We start from the raw sequence: 23,786 nt of genomic DNA, 5'->3' as shown, positions 1-23,786 counted from the left end.
AAGTATTCAGGGATTTTTTGCCGCGAGTTGGTTCAAGTAATTTCCAGCGGGTTATTGGGTATAATAACGCAAGGCTGTCGATTAGCCCATAATCAGCTGGAAATACCAAAATCCCTAAGGAGGTCACATGGAGAACGAGGCACTGCTTCAGGTTGAACAATTAGCACTTAAGAAACAGAAGATATTCCGGCAAAGCGTAATGCGCTATATTGCCAGAGCCATGCTGGCCAGTATGTTTATCGGATTCGGTGTAATTGTAGCATTTAAGACAGGCAACTATTTCTTTATGGAGCAATCCCCCTTTGCATATCCAATGGCTGCGATTACTTTCGGAGCGGCTATTATTCTAATTTCTTTTGGTGGTGGGGATTTATTCACCGGGGATACTTTTTATTACACATACACGGCACTAAGACGGAAAATGAAATGGTCTGAGGTTGTCCGCATGTGGATCATGAGTTATATCGGTAATATTCTTGGGGCTGCCGTTTTTGCCTTGCTGATTTTTTTGACAGGACTGTTCTATAGCTCAGATGTAAACGGTTTTTTGCTATATGTAGTGGAGCATAAGATGGAAGCCCCGGCAGGTCAGCTTTTCTTTCGGGCTATTCTTTGTAACTGGCTCGTTTGTATGGCTTTTTTTATACCGATGAATATGAAAGGCGATGGGGCCAAAATGTTCGCAATGGTCTTATTCGTATTCTGTTTTTTCATCTCCGGCTATGAACATAGTATTGCCAATATGTGTACCTTTGCGATTGCGCTAGTACTTGATCATCCCGGAACGGTATCGTGGTATGGCGTGGTGCATAACCTTGTCCCCGTTACGATCGGCAATTTAATTGGCGGTGGCGTACTGATGGGGGTAATGTATTATTATGTGAATAAACCTTTTTTGGATGACACTAAGCATTAACTGAAAAATAGAAAATAATAATTCTCCAAAACTTCGCTCTTGTATAGGGGTGGAGTTTTTTTGTGCAGAAAGTTTTTTTTTAACATTGGGATTATTTGATTTTTAAGGATTGAAAAGGATTAGAGGGAGAGAGGTAGAATACATAATTATGCAATGCAAAATTGAAGATTCATACAGAATGGGGTAAGGGCTTTGGATGAGACAACAGGGATACTGACGGATGAGACCATTATTAAGGCTTCCAATCAGCATTGTATTGACCAAGGAATTGATCCTGAGCAACCGCCTGTCTTTGCAAAGGGATATTCTACTGATGAATTGGGGGCACAGCTTAGCGTATATAGTGAAGTGATTGAGGTTATCGAATTTTTTGTCAAAAAATTTCTTTCCTCAGTCAAAGGGAACCCGATCCTAGTTACGATTTCGGATGATGCAGGTTATCTATTGGCGTTCCAAGGAGATGCGACGATTATTGATCTCGTAGGACAGGTAGGCATCAAAGAAGGCGTGCAGATGAACAAAGAGGTGGGTACCAATTCAATCGCTTTAGCCCTTGAATATCAGAGGCCATTCCAGCTGACAGGACGAGACCATTTCCATCATATTTTGCATCATTTAGTATGCTGTACAGCTCCATTTTATAAAGAAAATGGGCAAGAGATTTTAGGTACAATTTCATTTATGGCAGATATAGATGTAGCCCATCCCCATTTGCTGCCTCTGCTCTGTACGATGGCTGACTCGATTGAACGTGAGATTTTGTTGCGGAGAGGGAATTCTCAGCTGCAATTATTAAATCGGATTTTGCTAGAGACCAATTACTTAGGGGTAATCATAACAGATCAATTCGGAACAGTCGTGAATATAAATGAGAACGGTTTAGCTATGCTTCATTTGGGTGGTGAGCATCAAGAGTCTGTTGTTGGAACTAGTGTCTTTGAAATTAGGAATGTGGGCGCATACTTTCAACATGTCATCATACATCATGTCGCATGTGCCGGGTTAGAAGTGATTCAGGAGAAAAACGGGTTGTTCGAGCATTATATGTTAGATGTACTACCCGTTTACGATGGGAATGGTTACTTAGCGCGTGTGATTGGAAGTTTGCGCAACATCACGGAGATGAAAAGAACGGAAGAAGTGCTGCGCAATACAGAAAAGCTAGTGGTCGCAGGACAACTGGCTATGAGCATTGCACATGAGATCCGTAATCCCCTGACTACGGTGAAAGGGATGCTTCAACTGGCTAATAAAGATTCACGTCTGTTGCATTATGATCTCATTATGTCAGAAGTGGAAAGAATGAATCTTATTGTGAGCGAGTTTCTTATTCTGGGTAAACCGCAGGCTGCGCATTATATGACTGAACAATGTAGCACGATCCTGCTGGAAGTATTGAATATCTTCGCGATTCAGGTGGAAATGAATAATATAGTGTTAAATACAAAGATCCATTATGATGCTGAGATCGAATGTGACCGCAATCAGATTAAGCAGATTTTCCTCAATATCCTAAGAAATTCAATGGAAGCTTTGCCTTTTGGCGGGAGCATTACAGTGACTCTTGATGTGAAGGATGAATTTCAGGTGATTACCTTCACCGATAATGGAGAGGGTATGAACAAGGAAGTTCTGGAGAAATTAGGAGAGCCTTTTCACACGACCAGAGGCGATGGGAATGGACTTGGCTTCATGATTGTCAAAAAAATCGTGACTGCCCACAGAGGATATGTGGCAATAGCTAGTGAAGAGGGAGTGGGCACGGCCGTTACAATTTATCTTCCGATGGCACATTCATACCACAAATAAAACAGCAATAATTCATAATTAAAAAGACTCTTCCGCCCATATAAGCGAAAGAGTCTTTTTGTATATCCATTTGCATCTAATGGTGAGGAATTACCACTTAGAGCCACCCGATGATTTTCCACCGGATTTGCCGCCGCCACCGCCCCAAGAAGAGCCGCCGGAGGATTTGCCGCCACTGCCGCCACCCCAGGAAGAGCCGCCGGAGGAACGTCCCCCACCGAATCCGCCTGAAGAAGGAGGACCGGAGGACATCCGTTTACGGGCTTGCGCACGCCGCTGTTGCTCTCTCATCATGGCTAGCTGGGCAAGCCGTTCTTCCTCTTCCTTTTGGCGAACGATTCGGTTCGCTTCATTCACAAAGGAAGTGATCTGAGCGTCATAAGCGTGGCCAATCGATTCCAGTTCCTCCAGGTTGTAAGGCCGGGAGGACAACCGTTGCTCCAACTGGCTATATTCCGGCAGTAAGGATAACTCAAAGCGGATTCTGGAAGACAAGCCTCTGCTGTGCAGCATTCGCTGGGTCGTCTCTACCCGACTTTGTCCTTCGGAGAAGAGACGTTGTACTTTATCCAGTCTTTCATTTAATGCATTTAGACTTTCAGAGACGCCGTCATATTGCCGGCCAGCTTCATCCTGCAAGGACAGCAAGCGCTCCAGCGCATCGTGGGCCTTGTCATATTCGCCCCGTTCATCACTGGTCCAGTTCTCAATTTGCGCCACTTCACCTGCGCCTTCCCGAAGACGTGTGCTCCACTCCGTCAGAATGTTCTCTACGCTAACTATATGCTGTTCTTCGAAATGTACACGTGCTTCTGTAATTCGGGCCTGCAGCTCGTCTCGCCGCTGCTTCAAATGGCTCCATGTGGTGCGGAATGTTTCTAGATCTCTGCGGTTATTCTGCCGCAGCAGTGCTTGCTGCTCTGTCATAGCAACAGCTTCATCCAGAAGCAGATCTAGACTGGCGCCGATTCTGCGCACCTCATCCATATCTCCTATACGCAGCGGTGCTTCAAGAGTCAACGATTCTACGCGGGCCTGCTCCAGGTGGTCATATGGCTTAACCTTCATATTGTGCAGTGAATTCTGTTCAATGATCCCGGTGATTTTGGCACGTGCCGCAGCTAATACCGTAGGAAATTTGTTTAGCTTATCATCATAGAGATCAACATCCTTCAGATCCTGTTCGATTTTTTCCTGACGTTCTTGTGCATCCTCGGTAACCTCTTGTGCAGCAATGGGATCAAAAAGCTCCAATTGGTCTGCCTTAGCAGTTTCCTCCGCAAGCTCCTTAAGTTCCTCTACAATTTCTTGAAGCTCATATCCGGTTTCTTTAACTGCACCTTGCAGCTGTTCTTCAAGCTCTGGCGTATCCTCTTTCAGCTCTGTAATACGCTGTTTGACATTGCGGTCAGCTTCGCTAATGACAGCAATGTGTTTCTCTTCCTCTTCAAGCGCTGTGCGGAAGGCAGCTTCGGTCTGCTGCAATTGTTTCACGGCTGTCTTGAGGGCAGCCAAACGATAAAATGCTGGCTGAACGCCTTGACCTTCGCTTTGTAGTGCGGAGATTTCAACGAGCTTGGCGGACAGCCGCTTGGAAATACCTTCGACTAGCTCTCCCGTCTTCCCTTGAACGATCCCTTGAAAAGGGTTTAGCGATTCCAGTGCCCGATTTGCCTGGACCATTAAATTAGATAACTGTTTCTGTTGCTCGCTAAGCTGCTTGCGTCGACGCAGACCTGTAACCATTACAAAGAGTAGAAGGAGGATTAGAAGGGCTCCGATAAGAATCGCTGCAATCATAAACATGGAGCTGCTGGAGCGGTTTACATCATTCCCGACGCCGGCTGCGCTCCCGCTTCCTGCGGTTCCTCCAGTATTGCCGGCACGATCTCCGATGGAATGGATGGCATTAATCAAAGCCTTTGTCCCGCCAGCGAAGTCCCCTTTTTGGGCATAAGGAATGAAATAGGTGTCGAGCAGTTTTTGGATGGCTGAACTTCCCGAGGACCCTCCCTGATTCTTAGACCAAGTATTTAACGAGCTTTGAAAGCCTGGATTTAAGAAATTTAGCTCAATGGACTGGTCACCAGCGGAGATCAGCAGTAGAAGATCCCGCGTGGACAGTTTCCACGAGTCGTAAACCTTGTCTGCATACTTATCAGCTGGAGTACCGTCTGTGGAATCTACAGTGAGTACATGGATGGTCATGAGTTCTCCAGTAGCGGTAGCAGAAATAGACGCGGCTTCTGCGGAACTGAACATTTCAGCGTTATCGGTAACAAATCCCTGCTGTGCAGGAATTCCAGCGGCGTATGCACCAGGTACCCATAACAGGCTGAGCATTAAGAATAAAGCTATATACTTTTTCAAGCTGACACGCTCCGATCTGAAGGACTTTTTATTCAATATATTATGCTGATAATTATACTATATCATTAACCATCAGGTGACCTGGAGATACTCCAATTATTATATAGTTATGTCTGCATACCAACAAAAAAAGCCATGCCCCTAAATAAGGGAACATGGCGTATAATCGGAAGCATTATCTTGTCGGCAGACAGAGAATGTATTGCAATCTGGATTTAATTTCTTTTTGCCATTTCAAATCTCCAACTTTAACGGCAAGATTGAGCAGATCCAGATAATCGTCAACCTGTAATGTTGTTCGGGTAGAGGTAACGTTCATGGGTGATCAGTCTCCTTTTAACTTAAATATAGTAAATTGAAATTATTAACGCTTATAATAATGATAATCATTATCAACGTTTATCGTTATTGCTATTATCCACATTTTCTATGTAAAAAGCAATATAAAAATCAAGACTTCGTAACTTTTATCATTTACAAATAAAAGAGTCCATCGAAAGATGGGGATTTGCGTATAATGTGTGGTTTTAGGAAAGAATTAGCAGGAATCTTACCATATTTTGTCGAATACTTTTTAGAATAATGCTTTAAATTCTAAATTTTAGCAAAAAGGGGAATTGGGCAATGAAGCGGTGCACAATGTTGCTTCTGATTATTTTTCTGCTTTTGCTCGTACCTCCTACAGCCGCTCACGCCGAAAGAGAGGATATAAGGTACCAAGTAGAACTGGAATATCCACCTTATAAATATGTAGAAAACGGGTATTTGACCGGGTTTGATATTAATTTGAGCACGATGATTTTTGAGAAGCAGGATTACCTTATTCACTACAGTACTGGGCAATGGGATGAAGTTTACAGTCGGCTGATTCAAGGAGATATTGAGATAGCAGGTCTTATGGCAATTACGGAGTCGCGTAACCAAGAGGTGTTATTTTCAGATCCAGTTATTAAGAATTATATTTCCATCTATGCAAGGCGAGAGCTTGAGGATGAGATCGATTTAAAGACGTTGGGAAGTTATAAGATTGGGTTAGGGAATGGACAGTATTCTGCAACCGTGCTGAACAGCAAGGTGGGGATTACAAATTACATAGAATATGCAACGACTCCTGAAGCTTTGAAGGCTTTAGAAAAGGGGGAAATCGACCTTCTATTTGAGAATCAGGAAGTGATTGATTATCTGATTGCAGAGCAGAAATTGAAGGGGAGTATTATCAAAAAAATGAGCAATCTCTACCCTAGGGATGTCGCTTTTGCAATAAGTAAATCCTCTCCGGAGCTAGTGACTTATGTTAACGAGAGATTGGATCGCCTGCATCGTTCAGGTGCTTTTGAAGAGCTGTATCAGCACTATTTCTTCGTTCATTCGGATTATTATAAAGTTATGATGCGCAATAGATTTATTGTGGGAGCCATTATTCTGCTCGGCCTTCTGATCATTAGTGCGGTTTTGCTAAAAATGTATATTAATCACTTACGGCGGGCGGTTTATTCGGAACAGCAATTTTTTGAAGATGTAATAGAGCATAGCGGTATGGTGGTTTGGGCTGTGCAGGCGGATAAAAAGGTAGTTCGGTTTAACAATTACGCTGAGCGAATGACGGGCCTATGCGAGAATGAAGTAGTGGGCAAAAACATTGAGGATATAGAGGGGCTGACAGGCAGTACGGCGGCTATTCGGAATCTGCTGGAAAGGGCCGTACAGCTTGAATATGTTGATAATATCGAGCATAAACTTCCAGACAATTCGCCAGCAGCGCGGTATTTTTCATTTCGGACCACCTTGTTGAAAGGATTGGATAAGCAGGCAGCTGATATTTTTGTGCTTGTAGGAGTGGATATCGATGAGCGCAAACAAAATGAGCTAAGGCTTCAGCAAAGTTATGAGGAACTGGAAGCTACTTACGAAGAGCTGTCAGCGACAGAGGTCGAGCTACAGGAGCAATTTGCTAAGCTGCAAGTAGGTGAACGACGGTTCAGTCTCGCGACAGAGGGTTCTGGTGCATACATGTGGGAGCTTGATTGGGAGACAGGACTGTATAATCTATCGGATCGCTGGTACAAGCTCATGGGCTATACGGAGGATGAAATCAATTCCTTCGAAAATGGGGTGCTTAGTATTATTCATCCCGATGACCAGCCATCATCCCAAAAGGCAAGACATGATCATCTGGCAGGTTTAACACCTATCTACGAGACGGAATACCGCATGCGGACCAAAGATAATCAGTTCGTCTGGTTTGAGGTAAGTGGTAAAGCTATCGTTGATCCAAAGAATGAAGTTGTGTTATTTATCGGTTCGCTGATTGATATTAGTAAGCGGAAGCAGGTAGAGCTAAAGCTGAGCAACAGTTATCAGGAGCTTGAGGCAACCTATGAACAGCTTACAGCCACACAGCAGGAGCTTGTAGAGCAATACGATATGCTGGTGGAGAATCAAAAACACATGCATCGTCTAGCTTATGTGGATGAGCTTAGTAATCTACCCAACCGTGTATGTCTACTGGAATCTATGGAGAAATATCTGCAATGCTCAGGAGGCAAGGCGGCGCTGTTGTTCGTAGATACCGATAATTTTAAATACATCAATGATACCTTAGGGCATAAATCCGGTGATGTTCTTATTCAGAAGGCTAGCAAAAGGCTGCAGTCGGTGGTGCGGGAAGGAGATATGCTCTCTCGGCTCGGCGGGGATGAATTCGTGATTTTTATTAAGGATATAGAAAACCACGAGGATGTGTTAGACCTGGCGGAGCGGATCATGAGAGCGTTCAGGCAGTCCTTTTTAATCGGAGAGAGTTATTTGTACGTTTCCGTAAGCATCGGAATTTCCTTTTATCCGGAAGATGGGGAGACCACCGAGCAAATCTTAAAAAATGCGGATGTCGCTATGTACCGGGCAAAAGAGGATGGTAAGGGGACTTATGTGGTATATGACAAATCTATGCATACTGCGTTTAATGAACGGATGAATATAGAGAAACATTTGCGCAGTGCCATGAATAATAATGAGTTTGAGTTATATTATCAACCGCAGGTGGATATCCAGTCTGGATTAATCTCTGGTTTTGAGGCTTTAATTCGCTGGAATAGTCCAACGCTGGGCTTTGTATCTCCACTTTCCTTTATCAAAATCGCCGAGGATTCCAGGCTGATTATTTATATTGGAGAATGGGTGCTTAGGGAATCGTGCATCTTTATGAAGGGCATTCAAGATCGTATGGGCATTCCTTACAAGATATCAGTTAACATTTCCATTATTCAACTATTGCAGGATGATTTCGTCGAGATGGTGCAGGAAAGTCTGGCTGAAAGTGGGCTAAAGCCTAGTTGTCTTGAACTGGAAATCACCGAGTCTATTTTTATGGAATCGTTTGAGAGTATCGTGAATAAGCTTCAATTCCTCAAATCCCAAGGCATTCGTATTGCGCTGGATGATTTCGGAACGGGATACTCATCTCTTAGTTATTTGCAGCAATTGCCGATTTCTACGCTTAAAATGGATAAAACCTTTATCGATTCGCTTTCGGAAAAAGCTTACAGCCAGTCTTTTGTGCAGACCATTATACAGCTGGGCCACAATATGGGGCTGGAGGTCGTTGCGGAGGGAGTGGAAGAGATCAGCCAGCTGGATTTCCTCAGAAAATCGGGCTGCGATAAGGTACAGGGATATCTGGTTAGCAGACCTGTTCCGAAGCAGGAAGTGGTGGAGCTTTTGGAACCGCAGAAGCGTTACGGAATATAGCAGTGGATACACAGCCCTCATCACAAGGTGGGGGTTTTTGGTATGAAATGCTTCTGAAATTAAGGCTTTGCAAAAGAAAACAAGCTCCGACAGATAAACAGTGTCTGTGGAGCTTGTCACTAGCTGATGACAATTTTGTTCTTCCCGGTGTTTTTAGCTTCGTAAAGTGCATCATCAGCCTGCTGAAAAGTAGAATTTTTGGAGTCTGCACCTGTGTAATCATGCATCCCGATACTGACGGTTATGCTTTTCCCTTCCATTTCGGCAAAAGGGGTATCGGCGACTTTGGCTAGAATTTGTTGCATGATTTCATAGGATTGTTCAAAGGTTTTGGTTGTCAGAATGACAATGAATTCCTCGCCCCCGTACCGCGCGGCGAAATCATCAGGACCGATATACTCGAGCAGGATCGCTGCGACTTTTTGTAATACGATATCTCCAACGGAGTGTCCATAGCAATCATTTACTTTTTTGAAATTATCGATATCCATAACGGCAAGCTGCATGGAGAATGGATTACTCTGCTGATGCTCGATTAGCCAACCCAAATATTCGTGAAAAGTCTTGTGATTATACAGATCAGTCAGGGGATCTATCTTAGATAGACGATCCATGATTATATTCTGAATGCGTAATTCCTGTTCTGACTTGACGGAGTTCTGCAGGGATTGCATCAAATCACGTCCACGAACGATTACTGCAAAACCTGCCAAAGCAGTGCCTGCAAAAATAAGAGCGATAATGATTGTTTGGGTGATCGGGAAGTACTCGTGAATGGATGTCTTGGTGAATAAAATGATCGTGTACAGTAGAGAAATAGCAGAAGTGGCTATCATATAACTGCTCTTCAGATAGATCATCGAGACTAGTAGCGGGAACAGCATAATTAATGATTTAACATGCAACTCATCGCTGAGATTGACGATAATCAAAACCGCAAATAGATGGCTTGCAACCGTAATGGCGAGTTGGGCCCACAGAGGCCTCCATCTATAGATTACTTCTAGAATAATGATCAAACTCACTATGATGGAATCAGAAATCAACGAGTGCTCAATATAATCGTTCCTGGTTGGGGTTTCCGGACGCTGGCTCCATAAGGATAGAGAAACAATGAACTGAATACTTAAATACACAATCAGGATGATCCAGAATGAATTGAGAAGCACACGATTCCAATAGGTCTGACGAGGAGTTTGAGGTGTGGCGCGCATAATGTGATCCTCTTTTCCAGTGGCAATATGCTTATATATTCGACAATAAGCTCAGGTTTCCTCTTGATGGCTTTCTTGGAAGCGGGAGATCAACAAGCATCTTTATAAGGGGAGATTGCCTGGCCCGGGGAATGATTGATCGAAAAGGAATACTATAGAAAGTATTTCCTTTAATTAACTCTGCTGATATAATGTTAGAATACATAACATCAATCGAGTGGAGTGGAAGTAAAGATGCAGATCCGTCGAAACCAGATTTTCGTAGTCGTCCTGTTGCTTCTTGTCAGTGTGTACAGCTTATTGATTGATATGCTCTGGATGCATAAGCTGGTGATTATTCTGCTTATGGGTTCTCTAGGATGGTTCTCGCTGAATACATCCCGCTACGGTTATCGCAAAGAAGCGCTGCTGAAGGATTCACAGAACAAAGTGGAGCTTCTTGGCAATGAGATTGTAGTTACCTCGGATCGGCTGCATGGTGCGCTTGAAGAAATCAGCCGCCATACAGAGCAGCTGCAGCAGACAGCAGATTATTCACACGCGTATGAAACGGATTTAAGGATTCGCAGCAACGAAGCTAAAGCCAATATTGAAGGGGCCTATCAGACGATGGGCGGTGTAGCCTCAGTTACAGCACATATCGAAGAATTGACGGAAAAACTAGGCTCGAATATGCAATATGCTCGGCAAGGAATGACAGCAATGGTAGATTCCCTGAGCATTGCAGATGTGGTGATGAAGGATCTGCAAACACAGAGTGGGGACATGTTAGCTAAGTTTACTGCCCTGAGTAATCATATTGCGATGGTAGAGGAGATCAATACATTGATTAACTCCATTGTGAATGAGACCTCGTTGCTCGCGCTGAATGCTTCTATTGAAGCGGCCCGGGCCGGTGAACAGGGCCGCGGATTTGCAGTAGTGGCCAGCCGGATTCGGCAGCTGGCTGATCAAAGTAAGAGCTCGGTAGACCGCTCCTCAGGCATCTTGCTTGACATTAATAATGGAGTACAGCAGGTGCTGGAATCCGTTACGAAAGAGCAAGTCTCAGTGGAGCGTGGGGTGAACGAGGTCGGCACGGTTAAGCTTCGACTCGATGATATCGCGTCGAGAGTAGATGAAGTAGGCAGCGCCGTGACGGAAACAATCGATGCTGCCGCGAAGCAGGGCAAGCTGATTGTAGAAGTGACAACGGAGCTGAGCGGTGCGGTGGCTATCGTGAATGAGACGATTGCCAATGTAGACCTTACGCTGGAGCAGGTGACACGGCAGCGGGATCAAATTGGGCAGCTGAACGAAGTCAGCGCCAATCTGTTAGCGGAGTCGCAATCCTTGCAGCAATCGGTTACTAGCATTGCGGGCAGAGCGGAAATTGAGATGAGCCAATATGCAGCCCGGCTTCAGGAAATGCAGAGTCTCTTGGAGACAATTTCCGCCAAGGAAGAACTTTACGCTCCAGATACTGAAGTTCATCAAGGTGTTTTGAACGCTTACATTAAGAAAATTCCAGATGTACAAGCCATTTGGTCCAATCGGACGGATGGAACCTTTATCTACTCCGAGCCAGCGGCTGGCCTGTTGAATGCTAAGCGGCGTGATTGGTGGAATGGGGCCATGAATGAGGGTGAATATGTCTCTAAACCTTATGTATCCGCGATTACGAAACGTTCTTGTATTACATTATCTAGAGCAATCCGGAATCGTCAGGGAGATGTAGTAGGCGTGGTTGGTATTGATTTAGCGGTGTAATAAAACAACAGCAGCAAGCCCTTCTGTAGCAGAGGCTTGCTGTCTTTTTTATTCCGATGCTAACACAACTTAGCTTTAGGTAGCGCTGACCTGCAATTGCTTCCACGTTGCCTGCCAGTTTTTTTGTGCAATTCGTTTTTCATAAATAGGGAGTAAGTTCGGATTATTGTTGAAATGAGGGGTAGCCCGTAACACTACATTAATAACATCTGCAATCCCATGCGGAGCGGTTAGGATAACCTTACCGTATTCATCTAAGGAAAGCCCAAGCGCTGTAGCTGTTTCCGGAAACTTGGAGATGGCATCTACAGATGACGTATAGGGCGCAAGGTTGTTAATGGTATGCATTCTTGCTTCATTCTTAACGGACCATGGCACATGGGGATTTAAATTTCTTAGTTTTGCCTCCCATTGCTTTTCCACTTCCTCATGAAGATTGCTGCCGTCATAATAAATAACATCAATATCTGGCAAAGGGGTCCGCTCTTCAAAGCCATGTAAGGTATCCCAGATTTTTGAACGTACAAACCCAGCACAAACCCACCAGTCAGGTAACTGTAGCGATCTGGCATTTTCTAAAATATCCATCATCCAGGGGTCATTATGTACAAGCTGAATGATATCTGCCTCGTGTTCTATCTTGTGCAAACTGCCACCTCCGAATATTCATGCTTCCAATCTGTTAATATCATACAACAAGAGTTTCAATAGAGGTATAAAGGGACAGGCTGAATGGACAGAGGCATGAACTATCTTTATAATGAATCGACATCGAGACCTTTGGAGGCGGTGACCGTGCAATATACGTTTACTATATTACTGCAATTGTTGGAAAGAGCTGCGTTATTGCTGATGTGTCTGTTTGTATTGACTCGTCTGCCGCGGTTTAAAGAGGTTTTTCAAAAAGGGAGTTACGCTCCGCAAGAGCTTGCTATTGCGACGATGATCTTCAGCTTATTTGCCATTTTCGGCACTTATAGCGGGATTAATGTGGAAGGTTCGCTTGTGAATGTACGAATTATCGCCATCGTATCTGGCGGGATTTTGTTCGGGCCATGGGTTGGACTTATAACAGGCATCATCTCAGGGGTTCACCGTTTTCTGATTGATATCGGAGGGGTAACCTCTCTTCCTTGTCTGATTACGAGTATCACCGCGGGCATAGTGTCTGGGATAATCTATCGCCGCACCTCTGGTGAACGTCGCTGGATAGCAGGGATTTTGGCGGGAATGGCCTGTGAGGCACTGACGATGCTGCTCATTCTAGCGATGGCTCAGCCGATGTCGCTGGGTGTGGATATCGTGTCCAAGATCGCTTTTCCGATGATTATGAGCCAGATTAGTGTTGGCCTGATTGTTGTGCTAGTGCAGAGCGTGGAAGGTGAGAAGGAACGGATCGCGGCTAAGCAGTCCAAGCTGGCGCTTGATATTGCCAATAAGACCTTGCCGTATTTTCGCAATATTAATCAGGAGTCGCTGCACACCATCTGCCAGATCATCAAAGAGGATATCGGTGCAGACGCTGTAGCGATTACGGATACTCGGTTTATTCGTGCCTATGTTGGCGTGGGTGAGGAGGATTATGAGACAACTAACGATATTATCAGTGAGGAAACTAAAGTAACGTTGTCCAGTGGTGAAATTACCATCCGTAACGATGATAGTGATTACGTGAATCCGCAGATCAAGTCGCTGATCATTATTCCTTTGAAGGAAAAGGGTGAGGTGACGGGAGCGCTCAAAATCTATTACACCAAAGCCCACAAGATTACCTATTCGCTTCAAGCTATGGCCGTGGGTCTGTCACAAATGATCTCTACCTTGATGGAAGTGTCGCGGGTGGAAGGCATTAAGGAAATGGCGAACAAAGCGGAGCTGAAGGCACTGCAGACCAGCATTAACCCGCATTTTTTGTTCAATGCACTGAATGCGATTGCGTCCTCGATTCGAATTAACCCGGATAAGGCGCGCGAGCTGATTGTGAATCTGTCCGGTTATATGAGATACAATCTGGAGCTTACCGATGAATTCATTGATATCAAACGAGAGCTACAGCAGGTCCAGCAATACGTAGAGATCGAAAAGGCGCGTTTTGGAAGCCGGCTTAACGTGCTTTATGATATTGATGAGGTTCAGGTTCGGATTCCGAGTCTGATCATTCAGCCGCTTGTAGAAAATGCGATTATACATGGCATACTGAAGGTAAGAGGGACAGGAACAGTAACGATTTCTGTAAAAGACCACGGGGATACCGTACGGGTGGGCATTCGCGATACCGGAGCTGGCATCAGCGAGGAAACGATAGAGAAGGTCTATACTGGCGATATGCCGGAGAATAAAATCGGGCTGTTTAATGTACACCAACGGGTAAAGCTGATCTATGGGACTGGACTTACCATTCAGAGATTGGATAAAGGGACGAACATCTTTTTTGATGTTAAAAAGGAGGACCAATGAGAGCGATCATCGTAGAGGATGAAGAGCTGGCAAGACAGGAGCTGGCTTATTTAATAGAGACGCACAGCGGGATCGATATAACGGCACAGTTTGAAGATGGGTTGGACGCGCTTAAATTTTTGCAGAGTGATACGATAGATGTGATTTTTCTGGATATTAATATTCCCTCCATCGACGGAGTGCTGTTGGCACAAAATATCAGTAGATTCTCGGTAAAACCCTACATAGTGTTCATCACTGCGTATAAGGAGCATGCCGCTGAGGCGTTTGAGATTGAAGCTTTTGACTATATTCTTAAGCCTTATAGCGAGGTACGCATCAAAGCCATGCTGCACAAGCTGGAGAATGCGTTTGCCAGCCGTGGACGACAGGGGGAAGAAGAGCGTAATCCGGTCAGTGACAAGGTTAATCTGTGGAAAAATGAAAAGATTATCGTAGTGAATGCCGACGATATTTATTACGCCTCCGCGCAGGAAAAAAGTACAAGTGTGATGACTAAAGGTGAGGAATACAGCATGGCACTTAGTATTAGCGATTTCTTTCAGCGGCTGCCGCAGGATCGTTTTTTTCGCTGCCATCGTTCCTATATTGTTAACCTGTCCAAGATCAAGGAAATCATCCCGTGGTTCAACAATACGTATTTGCTGCGCCTGCATGATTTAGGTTTTGAAGTGCCGGTAAGTCGTAGTAAGGTAAAGGAATTCAGGCAGATTATGCGCTTATAAATGCAATTCATTCTTCATTTCCGTCATCTCATGCCGGATTTCTCTCAACATCGGCTGGTTTAGCTACAATAAAGAGGCGATAGAAGCTCTTGTAGCAGACAACGAGAGAGAAAGAAGGAAAAGACCATGACTACGACAATGGACAGCAAAAGCACCAAACGGTGGCTAATCGTATTAGGTACAGTAATTATGCAAATGGGCCTAGGTACCATCTATACATGGAGTTTATTTAATGCGCATCTGGTAACAAAATTTGGCTGGGAGCTTAACTCCGTTTCGATTACTTTTTCTATAACGAGCTTTGCACTCGCTTTCGCGACTTTGTTCGCAGGGAAGCTGCAGGATCGTTTCGGGCTTCGCCGTTTGACTGCTACTGCTGGGATTGTGCTCGGACTAGGATTGATTCTTAGCTCTCAAGCCAATTCACTCTTCATGTTCTATTTATTGGTTGGGGTGATCGTTGGTTTTGCGGATGGGACAGCTTATATCACTTCATTATCTAATTTAATTAAATGGTTTCCGAATAATAAAGGTTTAATCTCCGGCGTGTCCGTTGGTGCTTATGGAACGGGGAGTTTGATCTTTAAATATATTAACGGCGGGTTGATTGACTCAGTGGGTGTGTCTAATACATTTATGTATTGGGGTTTGATTGTTATGGGCATGATTGTAATCGGTTCCTTGCTCGTAAGAGAAGCTCCGGTTCAAGCGGCCCCAGCACCAGCGGGTTCAACGACAGCTACAGTAATGAGTTCACCGAAAGACTATACGGTCAAAGAAATGCTGCGGACAAAAGAAGCTTATCTGCTATTTATCATTTTTTTCACCGCTTGTATGTGTGGTCTGTATTTGATCGGTATTGTAAAAGATATCGGCGTGCAGCTGGCTGGACTTGATGTACAGACAGCAGCTAGTGCGGTGGCTATGATTGCGATCTTTAATACAGCGGGACGTTTAATTCTGGGTGCTTTATCTGACAAAATGAGTCGCTTGAAGCTGGTAGGCGCATCGCTTGCTGTAACTGCGGCGGCTATGCTGACCCTCAGCTACGCGACCCTGAATTTCGGACTTTTCTTCACTTGTGTAGCAGCCATTGCGTTCTGCTTTGGCGGGAATATCACGGTGTTCCCCGCCATTGTCAGCGACTTCTTCGGACTGAAAAATCACAGTAAGAACTACGGAATTGTTTACCAAGGTTTTGGTATTGGTGCCCTTTCCGGTTCGTTTATCGCCGTCTTCCTAGGCGGATTTAAACCAACCTTTGTTATCTTTGGCCTCTTGTGCCTGCTGGCCTGCATCATCGCGATTTCTCTGAAACCGCCAGTGGCGAAGTCGAAAGAGAAAAAAGCGCTGCGTCTCAAAGCAACGGAACGTACGGCTTAAGATGTAATTGAAGCTAGAACCAGGCAGTGATTCTCCCGTTAGTGGAGAATCGCTGCCTGGTTCTTTTGATTTGTGGTGGCTTGCTGAGCTGTGACTTGTTTGGGCGGATTATCTTCAATTGGGAGAAGGAGTTTTGCTGGGATCTGAGAAGTAACTGCATTCTGTGCAACTATTCCGTATGAAATAGTGAATCTTCGGATTTTAGTTGTATTCTGTACAACTAAAATCTCGAGATGTTGCTTAGAGGCGAAAAAACCAAGGAAATAGTTGCACCAAATACAGCTATATCTAATGGTGGCGTGATGCGTGAAAAAATAGTTGTATGAAATACAGTTAAACGTGACTACCCCAGCCCCAGCCCCAGCCCCAGCCCCTACATCACTACGAGCACCTACACCAGTACCTGCATCTATCCCAACATGTGTGTGCCTGCACCATCGCTTTTGCTATCCCTTTCCCTTCGTCTCTCTTTTGCGTCTAAACATTGCCTCTGTTACTGCTCAATATAGTTACTTAGAGGGTGGATAGCTTTGTCGGACGCACAGCGGATTTTTTGTAACTAGGTAAGCAAGTACATCAATAGGAAAATGTGGTCGAAGCAGTGTTGGATATGACCTGATTCTTGCGGAACTCGGATGGGGACATCCCGCTAAGTTTATTGAATATGCGGTTGAACTGGGAGAAGCTGTTGAATCCGGATTGCCCGGCGATCTCGGAAATCTTCAGGCGGGTGTAGATCAGCAATTGCTGGGCATTACGGACCCGGGTCATCTGAATATATTCTGTCAGCGTGGAGCCGGTAATTAACTTAAATTGGTGTGATAAGTAATAGGAGCTGATAAAGAACTCTTTAGCGAGGAAATCAAGGGACAACTCGCTGTTGTAATGGCTATGGATGTATGCGGTGATCGAGTAGATTTTTTGCATAATGGCATTTCCGATCTCCTCTGGGACATAGCTGTTCTGGTCTCTACGCTGGTATAAAGCACAGAGGAACTGTTGGAAAAGGCTGTGAATCAGTACTGGATTTAACGGTGAAGTGCTGTGTGATAAGGTGAAGATAGCGTTAAGAGGATCAAACACGGCTTTGCGCAACTCTTTTGGCAAACGGTAGATCGGTATTTCTTCCCAAAATGAGAGAAACATACTTTTGTAAGCGTTCTCTAAACCGGGTATATCCTTGGGCATGGCGAAGTTTATGATCAGCCGCTTAAACGGCGGCCCTTCCGGATATTGTGTCTTATGCATCCGATAAGGACGCAGGAGCACGATGTCATACTGCTGGAGGGCGCAGACATTCCCATCGATAATATGAGTGGCTCGGGAATCCATCAAGATATGAATCTCGTAAAAATCATGAAAATGCTGAAACTCCATATTGATATCGTGAGAACGCTGGTCATAATCAAAATAATAAAAAAGGGGATCTACGGGCGTGTTGATACGTACGCTATACCCTTGTTCGTACAGTAAGTCGCTTTCAAGCAAATGCTCTCACCGCCTTATTCTGTAATATGCACTTATTATAGGTTCAGAAAAGCAAGATTTGCAATATATGAGGGTTATTACAGCAAATATAAAGTAGTTTTTGTATGGAATGGTTTGATATATTACGGGTGAATGGAACTATCCAACATGAGGGAAGACCCAAAATAGCAGGCGAAGGGGCGGGAAACAGATGAACAACAGCCGGATTAGTAAAGTTGAGATCATTGAAAAGCTGAACCGCGTGACGGATAAGCTGCTGAAGCTGGAGCGGCCGGAAAACGAAGCCGAACTGCAAAATTTAGGGGAGGATGCGGGACGACGGGGGTATTTTGCCCGTGATTTTGGCATGGAGGAATGGGATTGGCCGCAGGGAGTGGGGCTTTACGGACTTCAAAAGCTTGAGCAGCATTTCAAGGATGAGCGTTATCAAGAATATGCCAAGCTTTGGATGAGCAAGCAACTGGGCAAGGGACTGCCGAGCCGGAATATCAATACAACAGCGCCGTTGCTGTCATTAATGGAACTGAAGGAAGCGGAGGAATTAAGCCTGGAATGGGTGCAGTGGTTGATGCATGGCCTGCCGCGGACGGAGGAGTCTGGTTATCAGCATGTCACAACAGGAGCGAGCAAGGATGAAGTTACGCTCAATGATAATGAAATCTGGATTGATACGTTATTTATGGCTATTTTGTTCACGGCAAAAATGGGTGTGAAATACGATAATTCCGCATGGCGGCAAGCGTCGCTTTACCAACTGTTGCTGCATATCAAATACCTTTATGATAAAAAGACGGGGTTGTTTTTTCATGGCTGGCATTTTGGCGGCCGGCATAATTTCAGTGAAGCCTTCTGGTGCCGGGGCAATAGCTGGTTTACACTCGGCCTGCCTGAATACCTGGAGTTGATGGGGTCGTATCTGGACAGTGGAGTGTTTGAATATCTTCAACAGATCCTGAACGCACAGGCAACAGCTTTATTAGCCTGCCAGAGCGGAGACGGATTATGGCATACGCTGCTGGACGACTCTAGCAGTTATACTGAAACGTCAGGCTCAGCAGCTATCGCAGCGGGTATTTTGCATAGCGTACGCAGGGGGTTGTTGCCGGAATCGTATGCAGATCATGCCCTGAAAGCGATCCGGGCGGTGATGGACAGAATTGACGATGAAGGCACGGTGCTTGGTGTATCCGGCGGCACTCCGATTGGTGCTGCAAAAGAAGATTATAAGGAAATCATTATTGCCCCTATGGCCTACGGGCAGGCCATGGTTTTAGTCGCACTAGGTGAAGCGTTACATTACTGTTGAGGAGGAGTAGATAGCTAAGGAGAGAGTTAAAAAAGCTGGAGAAATATTTGCTTGTAACTTCACTTGAGCTTGGAGTATACTATTTTCGGGATGGTTAAGCGCTTACCTCGAAGGAGGATAAGCAAACATGGTAAATCCGATCGTAGTTGGCATTATTGGGGCAGGCAGAATTGGCCGGCTTCATGCAGATAATCTGCGTGTGATGCCGTCGTTTAAGTTGAAATCCATTGCGGAGGCTGTGGTAAGTGAGGAATTGCTGGTCTGGGCAGAGAGCCGGAATCTTGGCTCTGCATTTGTGAATGGGCAAGACATTCTGAATGACCCTGAGATCGAGGCTGTGTTTATCTGCACACCTACGGATACCCACGCCTCTTGGATTGAGCTAGCGGCCCGGGCTGGAAAACATATTTTCTGTGAAAAGCCGATCAGCCTGTCGTCAGAGTTTACCCACCAGGCACTGAAGATAGTGGAGGATGAGGGTGTATTGCTACAGGTCGGATTCAACCGGCGAATGGACCCTAGCTTCCGCAAACTTAAGCAACTGGTTCAATCAGGAGAGCTAGGCAGTCCACATATTGTGAAGATCACATCACGTGATCCGCAGCCTCCGGGTGAGGCTTATGTGCGGTCTTCCGGCGGGATGTTTATGGATATGACGATTCACGATTTTGATATGGCCCGTTATCTGATGGGTGAGGAAGTAAAAGAAGTTTATACCCGAGGTGCCAATCTCGTTGATCCGATGTTTGGGCGCTGCGATGATGTGGATACAGCTGTCATCACGCTGACCTTTGCCAGTGGCGCAATCTGCGTCATTGATAACAGCCGTAAGGCTGTATATGGTTATGATCAACGCGTGGAGGTGTTCGGTTCCTGCGGCTCAGCCACCGCCGATAACTGCCGTCCAACAACTGTAGAAGTTTCAACCGCTGCTTCGGTCACACGCGATCAACCGCTTCATTTCTTTCTCGAGCGGTATAACCAGGCTTTCGTGGAAGAGGTTGCCGCATTTGCCCGGGCAATCCGCCTGCAGGAGCCTATCATTTGCAGCGGGCTTGATGGGCAACAGGCGGAACGGATTGCCGAAGCCGCTAAGGAATCCTATCTTACCGGGCTTCCGGTCAAGTTGTCTTCTTGTGCCGGAGAGGGAATATCGGCGACACAAGCTTTGTAAGCGGATGCAGATGCTGAAGATGGGGGAGGTCTGTGAAGATGTCCAATCTAATCATAAAAGCCGGAGCACCCGGCAAAGATGGACTTGTAGCGGCAGTGAGCAAGGAGAGCGCTGGATGGGAATATGTCGGTTTTGAAGTGTACCAGCTGCAGGTTGGGGATACGCTGAGCCGCAGCGCGGAAGGGAATGAAATCTGTTTGGTGCTGCTGGCGGGCAAGGCGGATGTGAGAGCAGGCGCCCAGTTGTTCGCCGGGATCGGTGAACGTATGTCTGTATTTGAGGATTTGCCGCCGTATGCGGTGTATATTCCGGCGGGAGGGCATTATGAAGTTACGGCCTTGACGGAGCTGGAACTTGCGGTTTGCCTTGCACCAGGAACGGGTAAATATGCGCCGCGTTTGATCGCTCCGTGCGATACTGTGGCCGAAGCACGCGGTTCTGGCAGTATGTCACGGCGAGTGGTCAACATTTTGCCTGAGCAGAGTGAAGCCGAGAGCCTGCTGGTCGTGGAAGTACGTACGGGTGGCGGCAATTGGTCCAGCTATCCTCCGCACAAGCATGACTGTGACAATCTACCTGCTGAGTCTTACCTGGAAGAGACATACTACCACCGGGTTAACCCGGCTAATGGTTTTGTAGTGCAGCGGGTGTATAATGACGATCGCAGCCTTGATGAGACGATGGCCGTGTCTGACCGTAGTATTGTATTGGTTCCGGAGGGCTATCATCCTGTATCGGCACCGCCGGGTTATGATTCTTATTATCTCAATGTGATGGCAGGTCCGGTCCGCACATGGGTTTTTCATAATGATCCGGAACATGAATGGCTGTTCGAGATGCAGCAACACCAGAAGGATAAGAAGAAATAGTGTAGCAGCACGCACGAAAGGGGGGCTTCCGCAAGGCGGAGGCTCCTTCTTTGTGTCGATGTATTGACCAAATGATCGCCACAGTAAGAGAGTCTCTTGCGCCGCTGAATAGACACTGTCAGAAGAGTTCCTTATAATCTAGGTATAGGATTGTACGAACGTAAAGGCGGGCTCACTAACGATGAAACCTACGATATATGATGTGGCACGGGAAGCGGGAGTCTCCATCGCTACGGTGTCCAAGGTGTTGAACAAGAACGGGAGAATTAGCGATAAGACACGGGAGAAGGTTCATCGGATCATGGAGGAGCTGAATTACCAGCCGAGTCTGGTGGCCTCTGCGCTGACGAGTCGCCGAACGGGAACGATTGGGCTGATGATTCCCGATATTTCCAACCCTTTTTTTGCTGAGGCGGCCCGAGGTATTGAGGATTATGCTCAGGAGCAGGGAAGCGACTTGATTGTATGCAGTACTGACCGGGATGATGAGAAGGCGGCCCGGTATATCTCACTGCTCCTGCGTAAACGGGTGGACGGTATAATCATTGCTTCTCATACAGGGAATCCAGATATGGTCCGCCGCCTGCTGGCTGATCACGTACCGCTTGTGTTATTTTCGGCTGATATCCGGATGATGGAGAGCAACAGCGTCACGGTGGATGACTATAAGGGAGGCTATCAGGCGACAGAATATCTGTTGTCGTTGGGCCATCGCAGGCTCGGCATTATCTCTGACAATTTACCGGGGAGTAAGCTGCGCGTGGAAGGCTTTATGGATGCGCTCAAGGCAGCGGGTGTTGGCTTTGACAATCCGGCTAATCTCACGCATACTTCAGCCACGCTGGAGAACGGCCGCAAAGCGGCTGCCGCGATGCTGGCTCAGGCGCAGGAAGACCGGCCGACCGCCATATTCGCCTGCAACGATCTGCTCGCGATTGGGATATTGAAGGAGGCGCGCAGCGCAGGCTTGTCAATACCCCGTGATCTGTCCGTGGTGGGTTTTGACAATACAATGCTGGCTGAAATTTGCCATCCCACCTTGACCAGCATTGCTCAGCCTCTGCGTGAGATGACGGAACAGGCGATGATTCTGCTGAACGAATCTATCGACAATCCCGATAGTCCTAAGCGCAAGATCATGCTGATGCCGGAACTGATCGTCCGCCATTCCACCGGACCGGCACCGAATTAGGAAGACACAAACTCTACAAACGGAGTAAGAACGCCGACTCCTATCTGAAGACCTGTACCTCGCTTAGCGGCGAGGTACAGGTCTTTTCTTTGTTTTTTTCTGATACATGGGTTCAGATCCAAATTCGTTTAAGTTCAGGATTGCCAAACTCCAATTTCTAAACTATACTAATGGAAATTAGGTTAAGCGCTTAACCCATCCCCCGATGATTGTTGTATCTCATTAATCTATTTTACTGAAGTTTTCTCAAGGAGGCGTCATAATGAACGGTTTACAGTTCGATCCTGCACGACCGCTGGATTTAATCGCTGTCGGTCGGCTCTGTATTGACTTGAACGCTAATGAAACCGGAAGACCAATGGAAGAGACACTGACGTTTACCAAATATGTCGGCGGCTCTCCCGCCAATATCGTAATTGGAGCAGCACGGCTAGGGATGCGCACTGGCTTTATCGGTAAGATATCCGATGATCAGATGGGCCGTTTTATCCGAACTTATCTGCAACGGAATGGCATTGACGATAGCCAGGTGCGCGTTGACCAGACTGGTGCAGTGACTGGGCTTGCTTTTACTGAAATAAAGAGTCCTCAGGAGTGCAGCATTCTGATGTACCGGGATCATGTGGCTGATTTGCTGCTGAGTACGGAGGAGATCTCGGAAGAGTATATTCGGAAGTCCAAGGCACTGCTGATCTCAGGTACTGCACTGGCACAAAGTCCGTCCCGTGAGGCTGTGTTTGTCGCTTTGGAGTTCGCCCGCAAGCACAATGTTACTGTATTTTTTGATCTGGATTATCGCCCCTATACTTGGAAGTCAGCCGCAGAAACAGCGGTCTATTATAATCTGGCAGCTGAGAAATGCGATTGTATCATTGGTACCCGTGAGGAATTTAATATGATGGAGAGCCTGTACAATGTGACAGATGCAGATGACGAAGCAACAGTTAACCGCTGGTTCTCGCACCAAGCAAAGCTGGTCGTTATCAAGCGTGGCGGGAGTGGTTCAATCTCCTACACGGCGGATGGGCAGAAGCATCGGAGTGGTATTTTTCCCGCTAAAGTATTGAAGACATTTGGAGCCGGAGATTCTTACGCCTCAGCCTTCATTCACAGTCTAATGCGGGGAGAAAGCGTCGGTGAGGCCATGCGCCGCGGCAGCGCGTCGGCATCCATTGTCATCTCCCGCCACAGCTGTTCGGATGCCATGCCAACCTTGGATGAATTGGAAGCGTTTTTATTGTCTAACGAGGAAATCACTTCAGGTGCAGAGTAAGTAGGCGGAGGTTGGAGAGATCACAACTCAAACAACTCCAGATCGAATAGCTATGCAAGATTAGATTAGATTAGATTAGATTACATTCGCGGGATCGCATTAATAGAGATGAAG

At 46.1% G+C, this 23,786-nt stretch carries 17 protein-coding genes; 12 read left to right on the top strand and 5 right to left on the bottom strand.

Going from position 1 to position 23,786, the window contains the following annotated elements; all coding sequences use genetic code 11:
* The first annotated feature begins 127 nt into the window (after positions 1 to 127).
* The gene (locus MKY14_RS25670; protein ID WP_076124688.1) at positions 128 to 916 is read left to right on the top strand and encodes a formate/nitrite transporter family protein; all 789 of its coding nucleotides are present in this window, start codon (positions 128 to 130) and stop codon (positions 914 to 916) included.
* 192 nt (positions 917 to 1,108) lie between these two features.
* A complete protein-coding gene (locus tag MKY14_RS25665; protein WP_340977651.1) occupies positions 1,109 to 2,725 on the top strand; it encodes an ATP-binding protein in 1,617 nt (538 codons plus the stop codon).
* Between the two features lie 90 nt (positions 2,726 to 2,815).
* Here MKY14_RS25665 and MKY14_RS25660 read toward each other — a convergent pair whose 3' ends face one another.
* Together MKY14_RS25660 and MKY14_RS25655 are read right to left on the bottom strand one after the other, a co-directional pair.
* A complete protein-coding gene (locus tag MKY14_RS25660) occupies positions 2,816 to 5,095 on the bottom strand; it encodes a TPM domain-containing protein (protein ID WP_340977650.1) in 2,280 nt (759 codons plus the stop codon).
* Positions 5,096 to 5,270: 175 nt separating this feature from the next.
* Entirely contained in the window at positions 5,271 to 5,414 is a 144-nt protein-coding gene (locus MKY14_RS25655) for a hypothetical protein (RefSeq protein WP_167348483.1), read from the bottom strand.
* 305 nt (positions 5,415 to 5,719) lie between these two features.
* Between MKY14_RS25655 and MKY14_RS25650 the strand changes: the two genes are divergently transcribed.
* Positions 5,720 to 8,842, top strand: a complete 3,123-nt coding sequence (locus tag MKY14_RS25650; RefSeq protein WP_076282361.1) for an EAL domain-containing protein — start codon at positions 5,720 to 5,722, stop codon at positions 8,840 to 8,842.
* 119 nt (positions 8,843 to 8,961) lie between these two features.
* Here MKY14_RS25650 and MKY14_RS25645 read toward each other — a convergent pair whose 3' ends face one another.
* Positions 8,962 to 10,056 (bottom strand): GGDEF domain-containing protein, encoded by a 1,095-nt coding sequence (locus MKY14_RS25645; RefSeq protein WP_076124680.1) that lies wholly within the window; start codon positions 10,054 to 10,056, stop codon positions 8,962 to 8,964.
* A gap of 234 nt (positions 10,057 to 10,290) precedes the next feature.
* On the opposite strand from MKY14_RS25645, the gene MKY14_RS25640 reads away from it, so the two are divergent.
* Positions 10,291 to 11,805 (top strand): methyl-accepting chemotaxis protein, encoded by a 1,515-nt coding sequence (locus MKY14_RS25640; protein ID WP_076307959.1) that lies wholly within the window; start codon positions 10,291 to 10,293, stop codon positions 11,803 to 11,805.
* Positions 11,806 to 11,880: 75 nt separating this feature from the next.
* Here the strand turns inward: MKY14_RS25640 and MKY14_RS25635 are convergent, their stop codons facing one another.
* Positions 11,881 to 12,396 (bottom strand): nucleotidyltransferase family protein, encoded by a 516-nt coding sequence (locus tag MKY14_RS25635; protein WP_076124758.1) that lies wholly within the window; start codon positions 12,394 to 12,396, stop codon positions 11,881 to 11,883.
* A 261-nt stretch (positions 12,397 to 12,657) separates the two neighbouring features.
* Between MKY14_RS25635 and MKY14_RS25630 the strand changes: the two genes are divergently transcribed.
* The 3 genes from MKY14_RS25630 (at position 12,658) to MKY14_RS25620 (ending at position 16,370) form a co-directional block, all read left to right on the top strand.
* Entirely contained in the window at positions 12,658 to 14,262 is a 1,605-nt protein-coding gene (locus MKY14_RS25630) for a sensor histidine kinase (RefSeq protein ID WP_280513476.1), read from the top strand.
* Positions 14,259 to 14,987: a LytR/AlgR family response regulator transcription factor gene (locus tag MKY14_RS25625; protein WP_076134814.1), complete on the top strand. Its 729-nt coding sequence runs from the start codon at positions 14,259 to 14,261 to the stop codon at positions 14,985 to 14,987. Before MKY14_RS25630 ends, MKY14_RS25625 begins: the two co-directional genes overlap by 4 nt.
* Before the next feature lie 138 nt (positions 14,988 to 15,125).
* Entirely contained in the window at positions 15,126 to 16,370 is a 1,245-nt protein-coding gene (locus MKY14_RS25620) for an L-lactate MFS transporter (RefSeq protein ID WP_076124755.1), read from the top strand.
* Positions 16,371 to 16,946: 576 nt separating this feature from the next.
* On the opposite strand, the gene MKY14_RS25615 is transcribed toward MKY14_RS25620, so the two are convergent.
* Positions 16,947 to 17,858 carry a helix-turn-helix transcriptional regulator gene (locus tag MKY14_RS25615; RefSeq protein ID WP_076185614.1) on the bottom strand — a complete coding sequence of 304 codons (912 nt, stop codon included), beginning with the start codon at positions 17,856 to 17,858 and terminating at the stop codon, positions 16,947 to 16,949.
* Positions 17,859 to 18,048: 190 nt separating this feature from the next.
* On the opposite strand from MKY14_RS25615, the gene MKY14_RS25610 reads away from it, so the two are divergent.
* The 5 genes from MKY14_RS25610 to iolC all read left to right on the top strand — a co-directional run bounded on the left by MKY14_RS25610 (position 18,049) and on the right by iolC (position 23,672).
* On the top strand, positions 18,049 to 19,164 hold the full coding sequence (locus MKY14_RS25610; protein ID WP_340977646.1) for a glycoside hydrolase family 88/105 protein: 1,116 nt from the start codon (positions 18,049 to 18,051) through the stop codon (positions 19,162 to 19,164).
* 127 nt (positions 19,165 to 19,291) lie between these two features.
* A complete protein-coding gene (gene iolG / locus MKY14_RS25605) occupies positions 19,292 to 20,338 on the top strand; it encodes an inositol 2-dehydrogenase (protein ID WP_340977644.1) in 1,047 nt (348 codons plus the stop codon).
* A 38-nt stretch (positions 20,339 to 20,376) separates the two neighbouring features.
* Positions 20,377 to 21,207 carry a 5-deoxy-glucuronate isomerase gene (gene iolB, locus MKY14_RS25600; protein WP_340977642.1) on the top strand — a complete coding sequence of 277 codons (831 nt, stop codon included), beginning with the start codon at positions 20,377 to 20,379 and terminating at the stop codon, positions 21,205 to 21,207.
* 181 nt (positions 21,208 to 21,388) lie between these two features.
* A complete protein-coding gene (locus MKY14_RS25595) occupies positions 21,389 to 22,399 on the top strand; it encodes a LacI family DNA-binding transcriptional regulator (RefSeq protein ID WP_340977641.1) in 1,011 nt (336 codons plus the stop codon).
* Between the two features lie 262 nt (positions 22,400 to 22,661).
* Entirely contained in the window at positions 22,662 to 23,672 is a 1,011-nt protein-coding gene (gene iolC / locus MKY14_RS25590; protein ID WP_248549135.1) for a 5-dehydro-2-deoxygluconokinase, read from the top strand.
* Positions 23,673 to 23,786: the final 114 nt, after the last annotated feature.

Origin of the sequence: Paenibacillus sp. FSL R5-0887, assembly GCF_038002305.1 — a bacterium.
Classification (GTDB): domain Bacteria; phylum Bacillota; class Bacilli; order Paenibacillales; family Paenibacillaceae; genus Paenibacillus_AQ; species Paenibacillus_AQ odorifer.
Note: the sequence above shows the minus strand (reverse complement) of the source record. Positions and strands in the feature narration are given on the sequence as shown.